Raw genomic sequence first — 20,535 nt, forward strand, 5'->3', positions numbered from 1 at the left:
ACTATTCGGATGTGATTAGACCCACGATTCCGCTCGCGAGGAAACATAGCCCGCTCACCGTGGCGACCAGAAAAATGACATCCCATCCGTGTCGGCCCATCCACGTGTTGTAAGCGGCGAGAATCCGCCCGGTCTGCCGTGGCGCGAGCAGCCTGAGGACGATGGGAAACTCTACCATGATCAGCACCAGCGCGGCGCACACGAACAGCGAGAGAATAGTGAGACCCGGGCCGGAATCGGTCGCTGCGAGATTTTTCAACGCGGCGACATAGAACGCGGAAGGCAGATATGTCGTTACCCCGACGAAGAACATCGTTCGGGCTCCCACAGCCTTCCGGCTCTCACCAGCCTCTTTCGGCGTCAGGTCGCGGGCCGCATCCGGGCCGCCCACTTCTCGCGAGGTTGCCACGACACGTCGAGACGGTCGGCGAATCTCGGTCGGGCGGTGTCGAGAAACCCAGAACGCCACCAGTAGCAGTACCGCCCCAAGAAACGTCTGCATACCGGCGCTCAGGGTCCGCTCCTGACTTCCAGACAGGTCGGCGACGCGCAGGGCCACCACGATGGCGGCGCCAGCCCCGACGGTGACTGCCGCCGCCCCGCCGAGGTAGGCAAATGCGTGCCGCAGCGAAGGAGGATCGCCCAGATAACGAACCACGATCGCCAGGCCGAGCGGATAGATTCCGGCGGCGATGGCAAGCGGCAGCGAACTCGTCACTGCCGCTTCCCTCGAGGCGGCGCCGGTCGGGGTTGGGCGTGGCACTTCCTCATTGACGCACCGGAACTCTTCCAGGAGAGTTTCGTCGCTGGCCCTGAGGCCGGAGAGGTTGACGAGGTCCCCGCAACGGGTCCTGGAACCGGCGACCGCCTCTCTGCCTTAGGCGGTGCCCCGGCCCAGTTTCTTCCGCGTGCCGATTTTTCCGCCTCACCATGTGCTGGCCCCTGGCCACCAGATAGGCACAGACGCCTCGGAACGGGAGGGCGAGCGCGGAGAGAAGCAATCCAGCCTTCGCCCGTCCACTCAACTCTCGATCGCGGAGGATTTCTGCGATCATATGGGACCGAAGCACCATCCCAATAACCCTCAGGAAGATGCAGCGCAGGGTCCTGAAGGCGCCGAGAACCGGGTGGCCGTAGGTCGGATACTGGTGATCCATTTTTCACCTCCGCCTATCACGGTCAGACCTCTACAGTCCCACTCAAGGGGGGACCGGTCGATTCGATCAGCGATTGGGAGCCAGCTCGATTTCTGCGAAGCGGCTCATGTTGGACGAACCAGGCGGTCGCGGCTACCGGATCTGCTGGCGCGGCGGCGCGGCCCGGGGCGTCGCCGCCCAACGCACATGACAGGCCGGCGGTGCCTGGGCAGCCTCACGGATCGCACGGTTGCGCGCTACCGCCGAGGCGTACCAGCGGCCGTAGCTCCGAGCGCCCGAGGGCGCGGTGACGCCGTGTAGGACCACGCTCATCCCGACCGTCAGCATCACAACCGGGACGATCTGGTGCTGTTCGGGTAGCCCACTGGTGGCGACCAGGTCCGCGAACACTATCGACGCCAGCCCGCGCGGCCCGAACCAGCCGACATATGCGACGGTCTGGGGCGCCAGCCTCGATCCGCACAATGAGATGGCGACAGGAACCATCCGGATCACGGTCAGACTGAGCAGCCCGTAGGCCGCCGCCCTCCAGGTCACGGATTCGAGGGCTGGTGCCAGGAACAGGGCGCCGAACAACACGAAGCTCACGGACACGCCGAGGTTGGCGGCTTCCTCAGGCATCTGTTGCGCCGCAGCCAGGCTCTCGTGGGCCGTCAGGCCAGCCACCAGGCCGGCCACCCATGCAGCGATGAAACCACTGCCGTCGATCAGGTCCGCCAGCACGTACGCCAGCGTGGCCGTCGCCAGCAGCGCCACTGACCGCCAGCGCCGGTCCGACCAGCCCTTGTTCATCGACCACCGCAGGGCGAAGGCGCTGCCGGCGCCGAGCGCCATGCCGATCGCGCCGGAGGCCAGGAGCGCCCGCAGAAGGACGGATACGGCATATCCGTGCCCGACCGCGTGCTGTTCCTCCTGTGCCAGCGCCAGGAAGATGGTCACGAATGGCAGCGCCAGACCGTCGTTGAGGCCACCCTCGACGTTGAGCGCATGACGGATCAGTCKGGGGACCCGCTGGTCGGTGATGACGGGCAGCCCAAGCGCGGAGTCGGTGGGCGCCAGCACCGCCGCCAGCAGCGCCGCCCCCCACGCGCCGATGCCGGGGAATAGCGCCCACGCCAATAGCCATCCGGCGACCATCGTCAAGGGCAGCCCGAGTCCCAGCAACCGACCAGGCAGCGGCGCCTCCGTCGCCCACGCGCCCACGTTGGCCCCCATGGCGTCGCCAAACAGCACGACCGCGAGGGTCAGTTCCAGAAAGATGGTGGCACCGTGGCTGGCCACGGACGGGGTGATCAGCCCCGCGACCTGCTCGCTGGCCAGCAGGCCGGCCGCGGTGAACACCATCGCGCCGCTGATCGGCGTCTGCCCCAGCCGCCGCTCCACCAGCGCGTAGGCGAACATCGCCGCCGCCACCACCGCGACCGCGGGGTCCATGACGTGCTCCTGCCTGGGTGACCGGAGACCAGGCGGCCGGGCAACCTCACGGACYGGGCGCCGCCAGAGTCCTGCTGTCGTCGAGGCTCGAGCCTTCTTGACTGGTCCCCCGAATGGGAGGGGAATATCGCCACCCCGTCAATTTCTCGGTTCCGGGAGACTCCTCGGATCAGCACACACCCCACCGGCGGTGCGGTCCTCACCCTTCCGAGATGAGCCGCCCGGCGGGGCTGCCACGGCGGCGAAGTACATGAGCGTCGTAGGGACGACTCGACGCACTTGGCGGTAGTACGGCCACATCCGGCCCGAGTCCCTGTGCGGTTGGCCACGGAGACGGCGGTTGCTTCGGCGCGACGCGGGCACCCTCGTCGCGGCACCCAGGGAGGGCGGTATGTGCAGATGGATAGGATACAGGGGCGACCCGATCGCCCCACGCGTCCTGTTGTATGAGCCGGAACGGTCGCTGATCGCCCAAAGCGTCAAACATGCGCCGGAATTGCTCGAACCGAACGGCGACGGGACCGGTCTCGGCTGGTATGACAGACGAAAGACGCCGGCTGTCTTCCGCAGCGACTCACCCGCCTGGGGGGACGAGAACCTCCGGGAGCTGGCCGACGAGGTCTGTTCGCCGCTGTTCCTCGCACACGTCCGGGCGGGCACCGGAACGCCCGTTCAGAAGACGAACTGCCATCCCTTCCGCTACCGTGAGTGGTTATTCGTACACAACGGCTACGTCGCGGGCTTCGAGTCGATTCGGCGCGAGCTGCTGATGGCAGTCCGCCCCGACCTGTTCAGCAATATCAAGGGCTCCACCGATTCGGAGGTCATTTTCCACCTCGCGCTCACATTCGGGCTGGAGAAGGATCCCCTCGGCGGCCTGGAGCGAATGGCTGGTTTCGTCGAGAGCGTCGGTGCCGCCGCGGGTATCGCTGAGCCTCTACAGATGACAGTCGGCCTGACCGACGGCGAAACGCTGTTCGCGGCCAGATACGCCAGCGGGCCGGTTGTCAACACTCTGTACATGAGCGAGGATGTCGACGCGATCCGGATGCTCTACCCCGAACACGAACGCCTGCGGCGCGTACCAGACCACGCGCGGGCCGTCCTGTCGGAACCCCTGAGCGAGCTACCCGGGGTGTGGCACGAGATACCACCCTCGACGGCGCTTGTCGTCACCGACATGCCGCACGATATCACCTTCCATCCCCAGCCGCCGGGATGAATCGGCTCCGGGGCGTCGGACCAGACCAAGACCCGCGATCTGGACGACGTAAACAAACCCAGTTGGCAGGCGGATAGCCTGGGCGGAGGAGTCCAGATGGAGATCAGGCCTCAGGCGGTGGCCATCCCCAAGGAGACCGACCAGCTCGAACGGGGGAAATACGGCCCTGTCTACCCGAGGACACCGGCGTGCTACGGATTCACCATCATCGCCAAGGTCAAGCCGGGCCGAGCCGAGGCGATACGCGCACACGGCCGCACCCTTGCCGGCGCGCTGGAGGGGGATCCTTATCTCCTCGCGCCGCTGAAGCTGCACTACCTGCGCTGGGTGCTCTTCGATGACGACACCCGTTTTATGTACCAGGGGATCTTCGACACGGACTTCGACAAGTACACCGAGGACGCGGTCGCGCTTTTCAGTCGAGCAGGCGTGAGCACGGCCTTCGAGAATCTCGAAGGTTTCCCCGAGGACTGGCGGACGAACCCTGAGGCCTTCGTCCGTTTCGTACGCGCGCACCACTGCCCGAGCTTCCTTGAGTACGGCGAGTATCCGTACGTCACCTCCGACGAGATCAAGAAGGCCCTGCGAATCAAGAACGCCCTGTCGGAGATGCTCGACCAGATGCAGTGAGCATCTCCATCGTCACCGTGAGAACCGGATCGACCTCAATCGCCAGCCGGGACAGGGAGGCGCCGTGAGAAGGCCATCGTTCACACCCTCCGCGCCTTCGGTCGCGCAGCGGAGACCATGATGCCCGAGCCGCGGACGGCGCGCGTCTACAACCAGAACCATGTTCTGCGCACCTACACCCCGGGCCGGCGGCGGGTGAGCATCTACGTGTCGTGGAGCTATCCGGCCGAAGCTGGTAGGAATCCCGCCGAGCTTGACAACCGGTTCTCCACGATGACCGAGATCCGGCGGGTCGCCTGGCCCGCCTACGAGGAACCGCGGTGGTCCGACCCGTTCCAGTTCCAGCAGGGCATCGCGGGGGCGCTGGAGTTGTTCTTCTGGGCCTGGGTTCCTTTCCAGGTGTACGTGGAGCAGGTCACCGGACATCCGGTACCGGTGTATCAACGGATCGATCAGGCTGGGTTTCGGACCGTGCTGGACGGGCGGGTGCTGGCCGACACCGACACCCTGTTCGTGTTCGGACTTGATAACACGATCACCGGGCAGAAGGCTGATCTGGCCGAGATCGAGGCGCTAAGGCACTTCCTGCGCCGCGAGGACGCCTGCCTGATCCTCGGGCCGCATCACGACGTCGGAGCTTCCGACGACCTGGCCGTCCGGGACATCGAGTACCACCACCACGGAGATCTCCTGATCCCCCGCCAGCAGCGGCTTGCCGGATACGTCCGCGGCCTCATGCAAGGACTCGGGGTACCCGTCGAGAACCGCTATGGGCTGCGTCCCGCCGTCCAGGAGCACCATCAGCCCGCCCCGCTGTCCCTGGCCAGGGACCTGGACCCCAGGGGATGGCTCGACGGGGTCAGCCACTTCAATTTTCACCAGCATCTGCCGCACTACGCGGTGACGACCGACGAGCCGGGCGTTGTCCAGGTACTGGCCAGGCAGCCCATCGACCTGGCAAGACCGCATCCGTTCATCGGGGCCGGCGGCACCGAGTTCAACACGTTCCTGTGGATGCCTCCAGCCGGAGACCGGGCCGGCGATGTGCTTCTGGCGGACTCCACGATCTTCAGCTCGCTGTTCGGCGGCGACGAGAGCCTGCGGAACTTCTGGCGCAACCTCGTCTCTCGGTAGCGCCGGAAGGAGGCCCCGCCTGTGACCACGAAGATGCGCGCCACGTTGCAGCTCGACGACATTCAGCGTGGGGTCCTTAGCCCCCGCCCGACCCCCTACGCGGCGACCTATCTCCTGTTCCGAGTGGATGACCGGGCACACGGGCGGGAGCTGATACGGCGCGTGAGCACGGCGGTGACCTCCGCCGCCGATCCGGTCAGCCCCCTGGGGAACACGTGGGTCAGCGTCGCGCTCACCTGCCCCGGACTGCGAGCACTCGGCGTTCCGGAGCCCGCCCTGGCCACGTTCGCCTGGGAGTTCCGTCAGGGCATGGCCGCCAGAGCCACAGCGCTCGGAGACGTCGGCGAGAGCGGCCCCGAGCACTGGGAGACGCCGCTGGGCACGTCCGCTGTCCACGTCGTGCTCCTCGCGGTCGCGCCGGACGCCGCCCAGTTGCAGACGGCCATCGACCGGGTCCGGCCCGCCTACGACCGCCTGTCAGGCGTGAGGGCGATCTGGCGGCAGGACTGCTACACCCTGCCCACCGAGACCGAGCATTTCGGCTATCGCGACGGTGTCAGCCAACCCGCGGTCGAGGGCAGTGGCATCGCCGGGTCCAACACGTTGCAGGTGCCGTTGAAGGCCGGCGAGTTCGTGCTCGGCTACCCCGACGAGCTTGGCGGCGTGCAGGCACCACAGCCAGCCGAGCTCGGACGCAACGGCAGCTACGTCGCCATCCGCAAACTCCACCAACGGGTCGGCGCGTTCCGGCGCTACCTGCGGGACAACGCCGTCAACCCCGAAGACGAGGAGCTACTGGCCGCCAAGATCATGGGCCGATGGCGCAGCGGCGCACCGCTCGCGCTCAGTCCCCATCACGACGATCCCGCCCTCGGGGCCGACCCAGAACGGCGCAACGCGTTCCTCTACGAACGCGATGATCCCGGCGGATTCATCACCCCTGGCGGCTGCCACATCCGCCGGGCCAACCCCCGGGACGCCTCGGTAGCAGGCGAGCCACGACTACACCGCATGATCAGACGGGGCGCTGTCTACGGCCCGCCGCTACCTTCAGGAGTCCTGGACGACGACGGGGCCGACCGCGGCCTGATGTTCACGTTCGTCGGCGCGCACCTCGGGCGGCAGTTCGAGTTCGTCCAGTCCGAATGGATGAACGACGGCGTCTTCTTCGGCGCCGGCGGCGCCACGGACCCCATCACCGGAAGCCACGAAGGCCCCGTCGGGTTCACCATCCCCCGACGGCCACTGCGCCGGCGACTGTCCGGGCTGCCACGGTTCGTCGTCACGCGCGGCGGCGAGTACTGCTTCCTGCCAGGCCTGAACGCACTGCGCTGGCTGGGCGACCTGAAGGACTGAGCACGACCCGACACTTCGCGCCTCACCGCCCCGGCACGCCGCGTCTCCCAGGCGGGAAACCTCATGGACACCCTGCGTCTGCTGTTCAACGCCATCACGGTGATCTTCATCGCGGCCACCATGTTCTCCGCCGGTCTCGGGGCCACCCTCCCGGCCCTGCGGGCCGTCGTGAGCGACGTACCGCTACTGCTGCTGGCGCTGCTGGCCAACATGGTGGTCGTCCCGCTGCTCGGCTGGGGCATCGGCGAGCTGCTCGGCCTAACCGCCGCGCCGTTCATCGCGCTCGTTCTGGTCGCCTCGTCTCCGGGCGGACCGTTCGGGGCGAAACTGGCCATGATCCAAGGAGGCGACGTCGCCGCGGGCGCTGCGACGCAGGTGTTGCTCGCCACTGCCGGTAGCCTCACCTTCGCGCCAACCGTCACCATCATCCTCACCACCGCCGACGTCGGCACCGACGTCTCCCTCGACGTCGGGACGCTGGTGCGGACCGTGGCTCTCCTGCAGCTCGTCCCATTCACCGTCGGCCTGCTCCTTCGCCGCTATGCCACCTCCACCGCCCGGTCGTGGCACCCGACCGGGACCGTGATCTCGAACGTGACCTTCCTGATCGTGCTGGTAGGCATGGTGGTGGGCAACTGGCATGACATCGTCGCGCTGCTCGGCTCGCGCACCCTGCTCGCCGGGTTCATCCTCGCGGCTGCCGCGTTCGCCGTAGGCACGCTGCTGGCCACGGGCATGCCCACACGGCGCACCTCCCTGGGAGGGGTCACCGCGGTGCGCAACGCGGGGCCCGCCCTGGCAGCGATCGGCCTCGCGTTCGACAACGAACCCTCCGTCCTGGGCGCGCTGGCCGCCGTCCTGCTCAGCGGCCTGGCGGCGGCTCTGCCGATCGCCGCCGTACTGCGCGGTCAACGACGCGCCATCCTGGCCACCGCCGACCCGCATGGCGGCGACGCGCACGGACCCCGGACGTAGCCGCACCTGGACAGCGAGGGCCATACGGTCCGGCGACTCCCGGGGCCACACCAGCCGCCCGGTCCCGCGTTCGCCGAGCCGCGGCAACGCGCGGGACCGGTCCGGGACGGCCGCGGACTCACCGCAGAATCTTCTCCTTCGCGCGCTCGAACTCCGCCGCGGTGATGTCACCGCTGGCCTTGAGCCCGGACAGCCTGGCCAGGTCGTCGACCTCCTTGTTGGTGCCACCAGCCACGTCACGGATGTAGGCGTTGACCATCCCGCGCTGTTCCTGCAACTGCCGCGCGTTCCGGTCGGCCATGCTCTGCCCTCTCACGACGAGATAGGCGAGGATGCCGAGGAATGGCAGGACCAGGACGAAGAGAAGCCATCCGGCCTTGGCCCATCCGCTCGTTTCCCTGTCCCGGAATATGTCGATAACGACGCGGACGACGAGAACCAGCCAGATAACCCACAGGAAGATCCAGCAAAGAGTCCAGAAGGCGCCTAGCACCGGATAGTCATAGGCAAGGTACTGGGTAGCGAACACCCGATCCTCCGTCCCGTAGTCAGTATCATCTCCACAATCGTGCCGCAGAACGAAACAGGCGACTCGATCAGTCGCGGAYGGTGACACACTGACGATTCCCTCGACCGGGTACAAAACGGGATTCCGGATCCATCGGCCTAGCGGCGACATCGGCGCGAGACGACACCTTCCATGGAAATCGCCGGCTCTTAGCGTGTCGACTCCCGGGCAGACAGGTGAGGCGCTGCCGATCTTACGGTCGTTTGCGGCACAGATCGGTGCGCGCATGGTGCGCCCAGGTGGCACCTGGACCAGTACGCACCCGTCGCGCCCGGCGGTCGGAGTGCGCCAAGCCGCGATCGAGCGCACGCTCAAGGCGTAGGAGCGCATCAGCCGACCGGGGGTGGCGCAGGCGTCGTCCGTCGGGCATGGCTCCGTACGGCCCACAAATGGGGCCGTATCCGGCCGGGACTTCCGACGACGCGACGCGCGTGCCGACACCTGCGTCGGAGCGGTTCCGTTGCGTGGGCCGAGCGAAGGAGAAGCGACCGTGAACAGCTATCCGCCGATCGCCGACCACGGGATGATCGGAGATCTTCAAACCGCGGCGCTGGTCTCCTCTGAAGGATCGGTCGACTGGTGGTGCACACCGCGATTCGATTCTCCCAGCATCTTCGCTTCGCTTCTCGACAAGGATCGCGGTGGCTACTGCCAGCTCGCCGCTGACCTTCCGGGCGAAAGCGGGCTGACGATCCGTCAGCTATACCTGTCGGACACCGCTGTGCTGGTCACTCGATTCATGGCTCCCAGCGGCGTCGGAGAGGTCGCCGACTTCATGGAACCGCTGGACACCACCATGCCGACGGACCGGCATCGCCTGCTGCGAGTCGCGCGGGTGGTGCGAGGAAGTCTTCCCTTCGTGTTCACCTGCCGTCCCCGGTTCGACTACGGGCGTGCGCCGCACACCCTCACACAGATCGATCGCGGATCCGCGGTCTTCCGGGGCCCCAACGCCGATCTGCGCATTCAGGCCACCGCGCCCGTCACGTTCCAGGCTGACTCCAACGATATCTCCGCCCATTTCACCCTCGCGGCTGGTGACGTGGCCGCCATCGTCCTGACCAGCGATGCGCCGGACAGCCCTGCGCCGCTGCCGCTGTCACTGGACGACATCCGGGACGACCTGGAGTCCTGCCGTGGCTTCTGGATCAACTGGCTGCGCTCCTGCACCTACCGGGGCCGCTGGAAGAACGCGGTCAACCGTTCGGCGATCACCCTCAAGCTGCTCACCTACGCCCCCACGGGGGCACCGATCGCCGYGGCCACCGCCGGGCTGCCAGAGCAGATCGGCGGTGAACGCAACTGGGACTACCGATACACCTGGATCCGAGACGCGTCCCTCTCGGTCAGATCTCTGATCGACCTTGGGTTCACCCAGGAGGCTCATGCCTTCCGTCGATGGCTGCGTGACCGGCTCACCGACGGGGCCACCGCCTCCGGTGAACCGCTGCAGATCATGTACCGGATCGATGGCGACCCCCGGTTGACCGAGGAGACCCTTGATCACTTCGAGGGCTACCGGGGATCCGCACCGGTTCGGATCGGCAACGCCGCCGCCGACCAGATCCAACTCGACATCTACGGAGAAGCCGCCGACGCGCTCGCGCTTGCCGGCGATATCGGAGGCATTCGCGGCTGGCAGGCCTTCGCCACCATGCTCGACCGGCTCACCGAGACCTGGGACCGGCCCGACGAGGGAATCTGGGAGACCCGCGGCGGTCAGCAGGACTTCACCTACAGCCGCCTCATGACCTGGGTCGCCTTCGACCGTGGCATTCGCCTGGCGACCCAGTACTCGCGCCCCGCGGACATCCCCCGCTGGACACAGGTCCGCGACGCGATCTTCAACCAGATCGTAGAACGTGGCTGGAGCCCGAAGCGAGAAGCATTCGTCCAGCACTACAACACCGACGTTCTGGACGCATCGCTCCTGCTCATGCCCCGCGTCGGATTCCTATCCCCACGGGACCCCGCATGGCYGAGCACCCTCGACGCGATGGGGCAGGAACTGGTCAGCGACAGCCTCGTCTACCGCTACGACCCCGAGGCCTCCCCCGACGGGCTACGCGGCTCCGAGGGTACCTTCAACCTCTGCAGCTTCCTGTACGTTGAGGCACTCGCTCGCTCCGGCCGGCTGGTCCAGGCCCGATACGCCTTCGACAAGATGCTGACCTACGCCAACCACGTGGGCCTGTTCGCCGAGGAGATCGGTCCCTCTGGCGAGCAACTCGGCAACTTCCCACAGGCGTTCACGCATCTCGCGCTCGTCGCCGCGGCCATGGCCCTGGATGACGAGCTCGACGCTGAGGAGAACGCCGCGGCGTAGCCGGAAACCGCCAATCCGCCGTACCACCGGCCGGCGTGCTCGGACTCGACCGGCGTCCCGGAGACGATGACAGATCTCAGACGCCGATCGGGCCTGGCCGCCGCCGGCCAAGCCGTCGGTCTGCTGGCAGGCCGCCATGGCTGGTCACCATTCCCAGCAATGGATCCGCCGGCGTCCCGTGCGGGCAGCGGCCGGCAGCTCACGAGGTCGACTGGCCGGACGCGCAAGGAGGACCACCCTGAATCCGTCTCCGGGCAGCCCGTCAAAGATCGACGCCCGCGCGGTCGTCCTCCCGCTGGCGCTCGCGCAGTTCATCTGCAGCTATGCGGCATCGAGCCTCAACGTGGCCATCACCGCCATCGCGAAGGACCTCGACACCACCGTGATCGGCGTGCAGACAACGATCACCCTGTTCACACTCACCATGGCCGCGCTGATGATCCCCGGCAGCAAACTGTCGGATATCTGGGGGCGACGGACCTGCTTCATCACCGGCCTGGCCGTCTACGGCATCGGCGCACTGCTGGCATCACTCTCACCAGGCCTCGGACTAATGATCGTTGGAAACTCCATCCTGGAGGGCGTCGGCTCCGCGCTCATGATCCCGCCGGTGTACATCCTCGTCACCGTGATCTTCACCGAGGTCAGAACACGAGCGAAATACTTCGGCATCGTCAGCGGCGCGGGTGCCCTGGGTGCCRCCGCCGGACCCCTGATCGGTGGGCTGATCACGAGCCTGCTCGGATGGCGCGCGCTGTTCCTGACCCAGGCCCTGGCAGTTGCATTGATCATCTTCTTGGCGCGCAACCTCCCCGACCAGCCGCGCCAGGTACCTCGGCCTCCGTTCGACCTGGGCGGCGCGGTGCTGTCCGCGGCCGGCCTGTCCTTCCTGGTCCTGGGAATCCTGCAGACGAACACCTATGGCTGGTTCGTCTCCCGCAAGGACTTCTCGGTCGCGGGCACGGTCCTGATTTCCCAAGGCGGGATGTCGCCGGTCTGGCTGTCCATCGGCGTCGGCGCGGCCGTCCTCGTCTGCTTCTTCCGCTACCTGCGCGCCCGAGAGCGAAAAGGCAAGGAGCCACTGCTGCACCGTAGACTCCTCCATGACCGCACGGCCAACCTCGGCCTGGGCGTTCAACTCATCCAGTGGCTCACCATGCAGGGCACCTTCTTCGTCGTCAGCGTCTTCCTTCAACAGGCCTGGAAATACGACGCGATCCGAACAGGCCTGATGCTGACCCCCGCCAGCGTGGGAATCCTGGCCTCCTCCGCGGCGGCCGAGAGGCTCGCCAGACGGCACTCGCAACGCACCCTGATCAGGCAGGGCTTCATCGTCACCACGGCCGGCATGGCCCTGTTCCTAGCCCTGGTCCGGACGACCTCAGGGACCTTCAGCCTCGTCCCAGGGCTCCTCCTGACCGGCTTGGGCGTCGGCGTCATGCTCACCGCCGCGGTCAACCTCGTTCAGTCGAGCTTCCCGGACAGCGACCAGAGCGATATCTCCGGACTGTCCCGAAGCGTCTCCAATCTCGGGTCATCATTGGGAACGGCCCTGGCCGGCTCGATCCTGGTCGCCGCCACCCACCCGGGCGGCCGACCATTCGCTCTATCGCTTACTACGCTGCTGGTTGTCACCGTGATCGGCCTCGTCCTCGCGCTCTTCATCCCAAGCCGCGCAGATAGCTAGCGGCCGCACCATCGAAGGTGTCACAGGCCGCCTTTGAGGGCGCTGAGAAGTGCCGGTGCGGAGTGGGCCGCGGCGGTCACGTTCGCCGTGACGAGGACGCACAGGGCCAGGGTCAGCACCGCGGTCAGGACGCCGAAGGCGCGCGTCACCCGCCTTGCCCTCCGGTCGGCCGGGGCCCTTCTCCACAGCAGCACGCTGACGGTGAGGAGGGCGGCCRCCACGACCGTGGCGACCACGGCCATCGCCACGTGGTAACTAGCGAAGCCGGCCGTCATCACGTCGAGGGCCGGCGCGGTCCGCGCGCCCGCGCGCGAGTCGGCCAACTGTCGCGTGGCCTGGTCGAGCGCGCCGGCGAGCGCCGGGTCGGTCCCGCCCTCCTGCAGCATGGGCACCAGCGAGGAGAACGGCGCCGCCGCGCCCTGGATGTTCGCCATCACCGCCGCGAGCGCGAGCAGCGTGAGCGCCGCCGTGAGAACACCGGCCGACGCGAGACCGGCCCGTCTCACCCTGTCGCTGGCCTTCAGGAAATCCTTCCAGAGCGCGATGGTCAGCACGATGAGGACCACCAGTAGGAGCGCGGAGATCAAGCCCTTGATCAGGTGGAACCGGTACCAGTAGTCGACGACCCGCGCGAGGTGCGGGGAAAGCCGCCGGTTGCCGGAACGCCAGTACTCGACGAACCCGCTGTGCACGGCCGCGATGAGCTGGCGGTGGTTGACGAGATCGCCGTCCCCGGCGCCGGCCGCCAGTCGACTCGGGGCGAGGGCGAAGGCGCCGATGAGAGCGGCGGCGCAGAGGGCGAGTGCCAGCAGCCTGCGGCCTGGGGTGCCCGCCGGGCCGGCGGAACTGCGCGGGGAATGGTGCCGGCTCGATGCTGAGCGGTGGCGGCGGGACAGCCCGCGGCTCGGCTGACTACCGGCGTCCAGGCTCCGGGCGACGCCGCGCGCGGACCGTTCCGGATTCGTGCGTGGACCGGTGGCGGGTGATGATGTGAGCATGGCTTACACGGTGTCGCGGGCGCGTCGCCCGGTCACCGGAGTAGGCCGGACGAAGAAGGTGTGGCAGGCCCTACCCGGCCAACCGGACCATCGCGCGGGAAAGGCCGCGCCGCCGGTCGCCGTCAGGCGCGGAGATAGGCGAGGACGGCGAGCACGCGACGGTGCTGGGCGTCGTCGGGTGGCAGGCCGAGCTTGGCGAAGATGTTGCCGATGTGCTTCTCGACGGCGCTGGCGGACAGCACCAGCCGCTGGGCGATGGCCGTGTTCGAATGGCCCTCGGCCATCAGCGCGAGCAGCTCTCGCTCCCGCGGGGTCAGCGACGCCAGCGCCCTGCCGCCGCGCCGCCCGTCCAGCAGGCGCACGACGACCTGCGGGTCGAGCACCGTCGCGCCGCCGGCGACCCGCTCCAGCGCGTCCAGGAACTCCCCGACCCGGCCGACCCGGTCCTTCAGCAGGTAGCCGACCCCGCCCGAGCCGTCCGCGAGCAGGTCAGCCGCGTAGGAGGTCTCGACGTACTGGCTGAGCACCAGCACCGGCGAGCCGGGCAGGCGCGAGCGGACGTCGATCGCCGCCCGCAAGCCCTCATCCGTGTGCGACGGCGGCATCCGGACGTCGACGACCGAGACGTCCGGGCGGTGTCGCAGCACCGCCTCGATCAGGGCCGGGGCGTCACCGACCGCGGCCACCACCTGGTGGCCCTCCTCGGCGAGCAGCCGGATGAGGCCCTCCCGCAACAGCACGGCGTCGTCGGCCACGACGATCCGCAGCCCGCCCTCGGGCACGGGTCGTTCGGGCGTCTCGTCGGCGGCCGTCAGCGGCACGGTAGTTCCGCGGTGATCGTCGTCGGGCCGCCGCACGGGCTGGTGAGGCGGAGCTGGCCGCCGACCGCCTGCACCCGGTCCCGCAGGCCGCGAAGCCCGTGGCCCTTGTCGAACGCGGCGCCGCCAGCCCCGTCGTCGGTCACCCAGATCCGCAGCAGCTCCGCTTCATGACGGAGCCCGATCACGCACCGGCCGGCCTGACTGTGCTTGGCCACGTTGGTCAGTGCCTCGGAGACGACGAAGTACGCGGCCGTCTCGACGGCTGCCTCCGGCCGTCGGCTCAAGGTTCCCGCGTCGAGCTGGGCGGGAACCGTCGAGCGCATGGCCAGCTCGGCGAGCGCCGTCCGCAGGCCGCGATCGACGAGGATCGGCGGGGCGATGCCCCTCGACAGGGCCCGCAGCTCCTCCAACGCCTCCTCGGCCTGGATCATGGCGTCGGCGAGTGCTTCCCGCACGGTCTCGGGCCTGCGGTCGAGATGGCGCTGCGCACGGCCCAGCTCCATCGCCAGCCGGACCAGGCGTTGCTGCGGGCCGTCGTGGATGTCGCGCTCGAGCCGGCGCAGCGCCACCGCCTCGGCGGTCAGCGCGGCGACGGTCTGCGCCCGGGCGGTGTCGCGCTCCTGCTCCAGCCCGCGGATCCTGCGGTGCCACCGGGAGGCGTCCGAGAGCAGCGCCTGCCCGAGACCGGCCTGCACGGCCACGCACGCCCTGGTCAGCAGCGGCAAGGCCAGTATCAGCAGCAGCCCGACCACGGTCCCAAAGATCATCCGCGTGGTCGGCGAGGTCAGGCCCAGGCTCACGTCGACGTGGTACGGACCGCTGCCCGTACTCAGCGTCATCGGCGGCGGCTTCCCAGCGGCCGTGCCCCAGTTGCGCACCGCGGTCGTCGCGGCGCCGACGCCGACGAGCCACCACAGCGCCGTGATCACGGCGGTGATCAGGGCGACGGGCGGCAGGACCATCGCGTGCACCAGGCCGAGCCACAACCCCAGGTCCGACGCGGCGGCGGCGCCGCTCGGCCTCGGCTGGCGCCCGAGCCGCTCCGGGCCGGGTGCCGCCGCGCGGACCCGGTCGATCCGCCACCGCTCCAGATCGGCGGACCAGTACACCGGCGCCGCGACACCGGCCGCGACCGGTGCCCTTCCGATAACCCGACCCAGCATTCCCACGCACAGACCGCCGAGCACGATCAGCGGGCCCGCGACCGAGCTGACCGGACCCGTCAGCAGGTACAGCGACTCCTTCAGCGTGCGACGCGCTACCCGGGCAACGGGACCGGCACCCGGGAAGGACCGGCCCCAAGCCGCGGTGGAGAACGAGCCGGCCATGGTTTCAGCCTAACGGCGTCCCTTCGTCATGGGGTGTGCTCGCGGCTCGTGACCTTGTGGCCGGGTCTGGGCGGGGCAGAGGGCAGACCGGGGCTGTGTCAGGAGTGGGTTGCGGTGGCTGGGTGGTCCGCGCTGCCGTCGCCGTCGGTGTGATCGGCCAGCGTGAGCCAGGTGAACGGCTGTGTCCGGCCGTTCGGTGTGTGGTGTTGTTCGCGGCTGGTTCGCACGACGTGCAGGTCGGGAAACTGGGCGGCGAGTTCGTCGGTGCTGTAGCGGGCGGTGGGTAGCCCGGAGCAGGCTGTCGGGCCGTCGGCCGCGAACGTTCCGATGATGGCGTGGCCGCCGGGTGCGAGCGCCTGGCGCAGGACGGCGCGGTAGCGGTCGCGGTCGGCGGGGTCGGTGAGGAAGTGGAACACGGCGCGGTCGTGCCAGAGTTGGTAGCGCCGTTGTGGCCGCCATTCCAGCAGGTCGACGGTGAGCCAGTGCACGTCGGCGGCCCGCGGCCCGAGACGGGACCGGGTCACAGCGAGCGCGTCGGCGGCGACGTCGAGCACGGTCACGTCCGTATGGCCGGCATCCAGCAGCCGGTCGACGAGCACGGACGCCCCGGCACCGACATCGATGACCGCATCACGCGGGCCGACGCCCGTGGCCTCGACCAGGGCCAGGGAGCTGGCGGGTTCGTGCTGGTACCAGCTGACCTCGGTCACCACTGCCCGACCGTAGACGTCGTCCCAGTGCGTGCGCTGTGTCATCCGCCCAGCATCGCGGCGAGTGCCGCCATGGCGCCGGGTACGGGGCGGTAGTAGGCCCAGACGCCGCGCTTGTCGCGGGTGATCAGGCCGGCGTCGACGAGGACTTTCAGGTGGTGGCTGACGGTGGGCTGGGTGAGCCCGAGGGGTTCGGTGAGTTCGCAGACGCAGGCCTCGCCGCCGTCACGCGCGTAGATCATCGACAGCAGGCGCAGCCGGGCGGGTACGGCGATCGCCTTGAGCACGGTGGCGAGCTGCTCGGCGTCCGCGGCCGAGAGCGGTTCGCGGGCAAGGGGCGCGCAGCAGCCCGAGAGCGCCCCGGCGAAGGGGAAGGGCGCCGTCTCGGTCCGTGGGGCGAGGACCGGGCTCGCGGCCGGTGGGGATGTCGTCGCCATGGCTCCAGCATGCCTCAGGGATTGACAGCCGTCTATCTCGTCGGTCATCCTCTGCTCGTCAAGACATAGACCGTTGTCGATGCGATCGTGGAGGTGCGTGATGGCGAGGGTGCAACTGGCGTTGAACGTCTCGGACGTCGAGGCGGCGGTGGAGTTCTACGGGAAGCTGTTCGGCACCCGGCCGGCGAAGCGCCGGCCGGGATACGCGAACTTCGCGATCGACACGCCGCCGCTGAAGCTGGTCCTGATCGAGAACCCGGACGTGCGCGGTACCGGGGTCGCCGGGGCGCTCAACCACCTGGGTGTCGAGGTCGAGAGCACCGACGAGGTGTCCGCGGCCGCCGCCCGGCTGGCCGGGGTGGGGCTGACGACCGCGGTGGAGGAGAACACGGCCTGTTGCTACGCGCTGCAGGACAAGGTGTGGGTCGACGACCCGGACGGCGCGCCGTGGGAGGTCTACACCGTGCTGGCCGACGTGGCCGAGATGGCACGTCCAGCCGCGACGCCGTCGGTGGCCGAGCGCGCCGACGGGCCGGGCTCCGCCTGCGACTGCGGCCCTGTCTGCGCTCCCCCCGCGACGGCCGAGAAGCCAGCCGCGACCCCGACGGCGGTCGAGGCGGAAGCATCGCCGTCGGTAGCGGCCGGCACGCGCACGCTGCTGGCGGTCGAGCCGGCTCCGTCCGGCTCGTGCTGCTGAACCGCGGGTGACGAACGCACCGGCTGGCCAGCCGCCGTTGGCGAGACGGCTGGCCGCCGAGGCCCTGGGCAGCCTGCTGCTGGCAGCCCTGGTCGTCGGCTCCGGGATCGCCGCGCAGCAGCTCAGCCCCGGACAGGTCGGCCTGCAACTGGTCGAGAACGCCGCGGCGACCGCCGCCGGCCTGTACGCGGTCATCCTGATGGTCGGACCGGTGTCCGGAGCCCACTTCAACCCCGTCGTCACCGCGGTCGACGCCGCGTTCGGCGGGTTGTCGTGGCGGGACGCCGCCGCCTATCTGCCCGCTCAGGTCATCGGCTGTGTCACGGGCGCGATCCTGGCGAACCTGATGTTCGACCGCCAGGCGGTGTCGATCTCCACACACCACCGGGCCTCCGGCGCGCATCTGCTCGCCGAGGTCGTCGCCACCGCCGGACTGATCCTGCTGATCTTCTCGCTGGCGCGGTCCGGCCGCGGGGAACGGGCGCCGGCCGCGGTGGGTGCCTACATCGGCGCGGCGTACTGGTTCACCAGCTCCACCAGCTTCGCCAACCCGGCGATCAGCGTCGGGCGGATGTTCTCCGACACCTTCGCCGGCATCGCCCCCGTCTCCGTCCCACCGTTCATCGCCGCTCAACTGGTCGGTGGCGCTGTCGGCTACGGCCTGGTCCGCCTGCTCTACCGGTCCGCGCCTGACGGGCCGGGGCAGGCGGACGCCCGGCTGTCCGGCGCTCGGCGGCCGGGCCGGTGGCCTTTCCTCGCCCCATGAAGGGACCTGTCCATGTCCGACAAGCCGTCAGTGCTGTTCGTCTGCGTCCACAACGCCGGCCGCTCCCAGATGGCCGCCGGCTTCCTCACCCACCTCGCCGGTGACCAGGTAGAGGTCCGCTCCGCGGGCTCCATGCCTGCCGAGAAGGTCAACCCGGTCGCCGTCGCGGCGATGGCCGAGGTCGGTATCGACATCGCCGCCGAGACCCCGAAGATCCTCACCGTCGACGCGGTCGAATCCTCGACCGTGGTCGTCACCATGGGCTGCGGCGACACCTGCCCGGTCTTCCCCGGCATCCGCTACGAGGACTGGAAACTCGACGACCCCGCAGGCCAGGGCATCGACGCCGTCCGCCCCATCCGCGACGCCATCCGTACCCGCGTCGAGAAACTGCTGGGCGAGCTCCAGGCCGCCGCCTGACGCCAACCCCACAGCCCCGCCCACGCCGAGCGGCCGGACCGACGATGTCAATGTGAGAGGTGGGTATGGCGGGTTTGCCGGTGGCGGTGATCGGCGCAGGGCCGCAGGGTCTGGCGGCTGGGGCGCATCTGCTGGAGCGTGGTCTGGAGCCGTTGGTGTTCGAGGCCGGCGACGGTCCCGGGGCAGCGGTCGCCGCGTGGGGGCATGTGCGGTTGTTCTCCGCCTGGCCCGAGCTCGTCGACCCAGCCGGCGCCCGGTTGCTGACGTCCACGGGGTGGAACGCGCCGGTTGCGGGATATCCGRCCGGCTGCTGCGCGCCACCCGTCGAGGTGCCCGCGATCGGCCGCGCACCCGCGTCGGCGTAGGCGGGACGCCGGTGCTCGGCACCGCCGCCGCAGGCCGGACGGCGGCCGGTCCCCGGCGGGCGCTGGTCGCACTGTGCGTCACCGAGATCGTCAGCTACGGGGTGCTGTACTACGCGTTCCCCGTCCTCGCCCAGGGCATCGCCGAGGACACAGGCTGGTCACGCACGGCGGTGACGGCGGCGTTCTCGGCCGGGAACCTCCTCGGTGCCGTAGCCGGCGTGCCCGTCGGACGGCTGCTCGGGCGGCGGGGGCCGCGGCCGGTGATGACAGCCGGCTCGCTCCTCGCCGTCGCCGCGCTCGCGGGCGTCGCCGAGGCCCCGTCGTACGGTTGGTTCCTCGCCGCCTGGCTGGTGGTCGGAGTCGCGATGGCCGGAGTCTTCTACCCACCGGCGTTCGCCGCGCTCACCGGCTGGTACGGACCCAGACGCCTGCCCGCGCTGACCACCTTGACGCTGGCGGCGGGCTTCTCGAGCACGATCTTCGCGCCCCTCACCGCCGCGCTCACCACCCACCTGAACTGGCGAGAGGTCTACCTCGTCCTCGCCGCGATCCTCGCCACCATCACGATTCCCGCCCATGCCTGGGCACTGAGCCCACCCTGGCGGCCCGACCAGCACCCGGCCCCCAGCCACACCGGACCGGACCCGGCGCCGCAGCGCAGGGACGATCGCCAGGTGCTGACCAGCCGGCTGTTCCTGCTGCTCGTCGCGGCGATGACGTTGAGCGCGTTCGCGCTCTACGCCGTCGTGGTCAACCTCGTCCCGCTCCTGACCGGCCGAGGCCTGTCGACGACCTTCGCCGCCTGGGCGATCGGGCTCGGCGGAGCCGGCCAGGTCGCCGGCCGGCTCTGCTACCGCCCCCTCGCCACACGACTGACCGTCCGCGGCCGGACCGCCGCCGTCATCGGCGCCGGCGGCCTCGCCATCCTCGTCCTCGGCATCCTCCCCGGCCCGGCCTTCGCGCTGGTCGCAGTCGCCGTACTCGTCGGAGCGATACGCGGAATGTTCACCCTCGTCGAGGCCACGATCGTCGCCGACCTGTGGGGAACCCAACGCTTCGCACGGCTCAACGGCGTTTTCAACGCCCCGGTCACCGCCGCGACCGCCCTCGCCCCCAGCATCGGCGCCGCCCTCGCCGCGGCCATGGGCAGCTATCCACTGCTGTTCGTCACCCTCGCCGCCGCCGGAGGGCTCGGCGCCGCACTCGCGACCGCCGCCACCACCGCAACCACCGCAACCCCGCGACCCACCGCCGCCGTCCCCGCCGGCAACCGCCCGGACGGCGCCGCGGGCGACGGCCACCACCACCGCCCGACGACACCGGTCCGCGTCCGGGGCGAATAACGCAATCTCACCCTCGCCGTCATATCAATCAGGCGGTGACGGCTTTGTGCGGAGAAATTGCCGCTCTACGTTCTGGTTGGACGAGCCCTTCGTGCCCCCGCTAGGCTCTGCGTGCCGGTCGACGTATGGGTCCCAGGTCGACGACGACGGCTTCCGCGACA

The 20,535-nt window shown here is 69.3% G+C and carries 19 protein-coding genes and 1 pseudogene; 12 read left to right on the forward strand and 8 right to left on the reverse strand.

Features of this window, described 5'->3' with window-relative positions:
- Position 1: 1 nt before the first annotated feature.
- Positions 2-718, reverse strand: coding sequence for a GAP family protein (locus tag BCD49_RS31295; protein ID WP_007510294.1), 717 nt, complete (start codon positions 716-718; stop codon positions 2-4).
- A 571-nt stretch (positions 719-1,289) separates the two neighbouring features.
- Positions 1,290-2,591 carry a cation:proton antiporter gene (locus tag BCD49_RS31300; RefSeq protein WP_007510292.1) on the reverse strand — a complete coding sequence of 434 codons (1,302 nt, stop codon included), beginning with the start codon at positions 2,589-2,591 and terminating at the stop codon, positions 1,290-1,292.
- 391 nt (positions 2,592-2,982) lie between these two features.
- On the opposite strand from BCD49_RS31300, the gene BCD49_RS31305 reads away from it, so the two are divergent.
- The 5 genes from BCD49_RS31305 (at position 2,983) to BCD49_RS31325 (ending at position 7,908) form a co-directional block, all read left to right on the forward strand.
- The gene (locus BCD49_RS31305) at positions 2,983-3,813 is read left to right on the forward strand and encodes a class II glutamine amidotransferase (protein ID WP_007510290.1); all 831 of its coding nucleotides are present in this window, start codon (positions 2,983-2,985) and stop codon (positions 3,811-3,813) included.
- A 96-nt stretch (positions 3,814-3,909) separates the two neighbouring features.
- The gene (locus tag BCD49_RS31310) at positions 3,910-4,443 is read left to right on the forward strand and encodes a hypothetical protein (protein ID WP_007510289.1); all 534 of its coding nucleotides are present in this window, start codon (positions 3,910-3,912) and stop codon (positions 4,441-4,443) included.
- Positions 4,444-4,563: 120 nt separating this feature from the next.
- Entirely contained in the window at positions 4,564-5,577 is a 1,014-nt protein-coding gene (locus tag BCD49_RS31315; protein ID WP_007510287.1) for a hypothetical protein, read from the forward strand.
- 33 nt (positions 5,578-5,610) lie between these two features.
- Positions 5,611-6,933 carry a Dyp-type peroxidase gene (locus tag BCD49_RS31320; protein WP_035928845.1) on the forward strand — a complete coding sequence of 441 codons (1,323 nt, stop codon included), beginning with the start codon at positions 5,611-5,613 and terminating at the stop codon, positions 6,931-6,933.
- A 63-nt stretch (positions 6,934-6,996) separates the two neighbouring features.
- Entirely contained in the window at positions 6,997-7,908 is a 912-nt protein-coding gene (locus BCD49_RS31325; RefSeq protein WP_007510284.1) for a bile acid:sodium symporter family protein, read from the forward strand.
- Between the two features lie 118 nt (positions 7,909-8,026).
- Here the strand turns inward: BCD49_RS31325 and BCD49_RS31330 are convergent, their stop codons facing one another.
- Positions 8,027-8,437 carry an SHOCT domain-containing protein gene (locus BCD49_RS31330; RefSeq protein WP_007510282.1) on the reverse strand — a complete coding sequence of 137 codons (411 nt, stop codon included), beginning with the start codon at positions 8,435-8,437 and terminating at the stop codon, positions 8,027-8,029.
- A gap of 529 nt (positions 8,438-8,966) precedes the next feature.
- Between BCD49_RS31330 and BCD49_RS31335 the strand changes: the two genes are divergently transcribed.
- Together BCD49_RS31335 and BCD49_RS31340 are read left to right on the forward strand one after the other, a co-directional pair.
- On the forward strand, positions 8,967-10,802 hold the full coding sequence (locus BCD49_RS31335; RefSeq protein ID WP_071042223.1) for a glycoside hydrolase family 15 protein: 1,836 nt from the start codon (positions 8,967-8,969) through the stop codon (positions 10,800-10,802).
- 136 nt (positions 10,803-10,938) lie between these two features.
- Positions 10,939-12,489: an MFS transporter gene (locus BCD49_RS31340; RefSeq protein ID WP_116439445.1), complete on the forward strand. Its 1,551-nt coding sequence runs from the start codon at positions 10,939-10,941 to the stop codon at positions 12,487-12,489.
- Positions 12,490-12,509: 20 nt separating this feature from the next.
- Here BCD49_RS31340 and BCD49_RS31345 read toward each other — a convergent pair whose 3' ends face one another.
- The 5 genes from BCD49_RS31345 to BCD49_RS31365 all read right to left on the reverse strand — a co-directional run bounded on the left by BCD49_RS31345 (position 12,510) and on the right by BCD49_RS31365 (position 16,783).
- On the reverse strand, positions 12,510-13,487 hold the full coding sequence (locus tag BCD49_RS31345; RefSeq protein WP_083401806.1) for a hypothetical protein: 978 nt from the start codon (positions 13,485-13,487) through the stop codon (positions 12,510-12,512).
- A 122-nt stretch (positions 13,488-13,609) separates the two neighbouring features.
- A complete protein-coding gene (locus BCD49_RS31350) occupies positions 13,610-14,254 on the reverse strand; it encodes a LuxR C-terminal-related transcriptional regulator (protein ID WP_027140798.1) in 645 nt (214 codons plus the stop codon).
- A 44-nt stretch (positions 14,255-14,298) separates the two neighbouring features.
- Positions 14,299-15,636 carry a sensor histidine kinase gene (locus BCD49_RS31355; protein ID WP_007510272.1) on the reverse strand — a complete coding sequence of 446 codons (1,338 nt, stop codon included), beginning with the start codon at positions 15,634-15,636 and terminating at the stop codon, positions 14,299-14,301.
- Between the two features lie 98 nt (positions 15,637-15,734).
- A complete protein-coding gene (locus BCD49_RS31360; protein ID WP_007510270.1) occupies positions 15,735-16,391 on the reverse strand; it encodes a class I SAM-dependent methyltransferase in 657 nt (218 codons plus the stop codon).
- Positions 16,388-16,783: an ArsR/SmtB family transcription factor gene (locus BCD49_RS31365; RefSeq protein ID WP_007510268.1), complete on the reverse strand. Its 396-nt coding sequence runs from the start codon at positions 16,781-16,783 to the stop codon at positions 16,388-16,390. Before BCD49_RS31365 ends, BCD49_RS31360 begins: the two co-directional genes overlap by 4 nt.
- A 100-nt stretch (positions 16,784-16,883) precedes the next feature.
- On the opposite strand from BCD49_RS31365, the gene BCD49_RS31370 reads away from it, so the two are divergent.
- The 5 genes and pseudogenes from BCD49_RS31370 to BCD49_RS31390 all read left to right on the forward strand — a co-directional run bounded on the left by BCD49_RS31370 (position 16,884) and on the right by BCD49_RS31390 (position 20,374).
- Positions 16,884-17,480 carry an ArsI/CadI family heavy metal resistance metalloenzyme gene (locus BCD49_RS31370; RefSeq protein ID WP_007510266.1) on the forward strand — a complete coding sequence of 199 codons (597 nt, stop codon included), beginning with the start codon at positions 16,884-16,886 and terminating at the stop codon, positions 17,478-17,480.
- Positions 17,481-17,487: 7 nt separating this feature from the next.
- On the forward strand, positions 17,488-18,246 hold the full coding sequence (locus tag BCD49_RS31375) for an aquaporin (RefSeq protein WP_007510265.1): 759 nt from the start codon (positions 17,488-17,490) through the stop codon (positions 18,244-18,246).
- Between the two features lie 12 nt (positions 18,247-18,258).
- Positions 18,259-18,666 carry an arsenate reductase ArsC gene (locus BCD49_RS31380; RefSeq protein WP_007510262.1) on the forward strand — a complete coding sequence of 136 codons (408 nt, stop codon included), beginning with the start codon at positions 18,259-18,261 and terminating at the stop codon, positions 18,664-18,666.
- Positions 18,667-18,731: 65 nt separating this feature from the next.
- A pseudogene (locus BCD49_RS31385) lies at positions 18,732-18,974 on the forward strand (FAD-dependent oxidoreductase); the annotation flags it as partial.
- A 68-nt stretch (positions 18,975-19,042) separates the two neighbouring features.
- Entirely contained in the window at positions 19,043-20,374 is a 1,332-nt protein-coding gene (locus BCD49_RS31390; RefSeq protein WP_007510258.1) for an MFS transporter, read from the forward strand.
- Positions 20,375-20,535: the final 161 nt, after the last annotated feature.

Origin of the sequence: Pseudofrankia sp. EUN1h (assembly GCF_001854645.1) — a bacterium.
Classification (GTDB): Bacteria; Actinomycetota; Actinomycetes; order Frankiales; family Frankiaceae; genus Pseudofrankia; species Pseudofrankia saprophytica.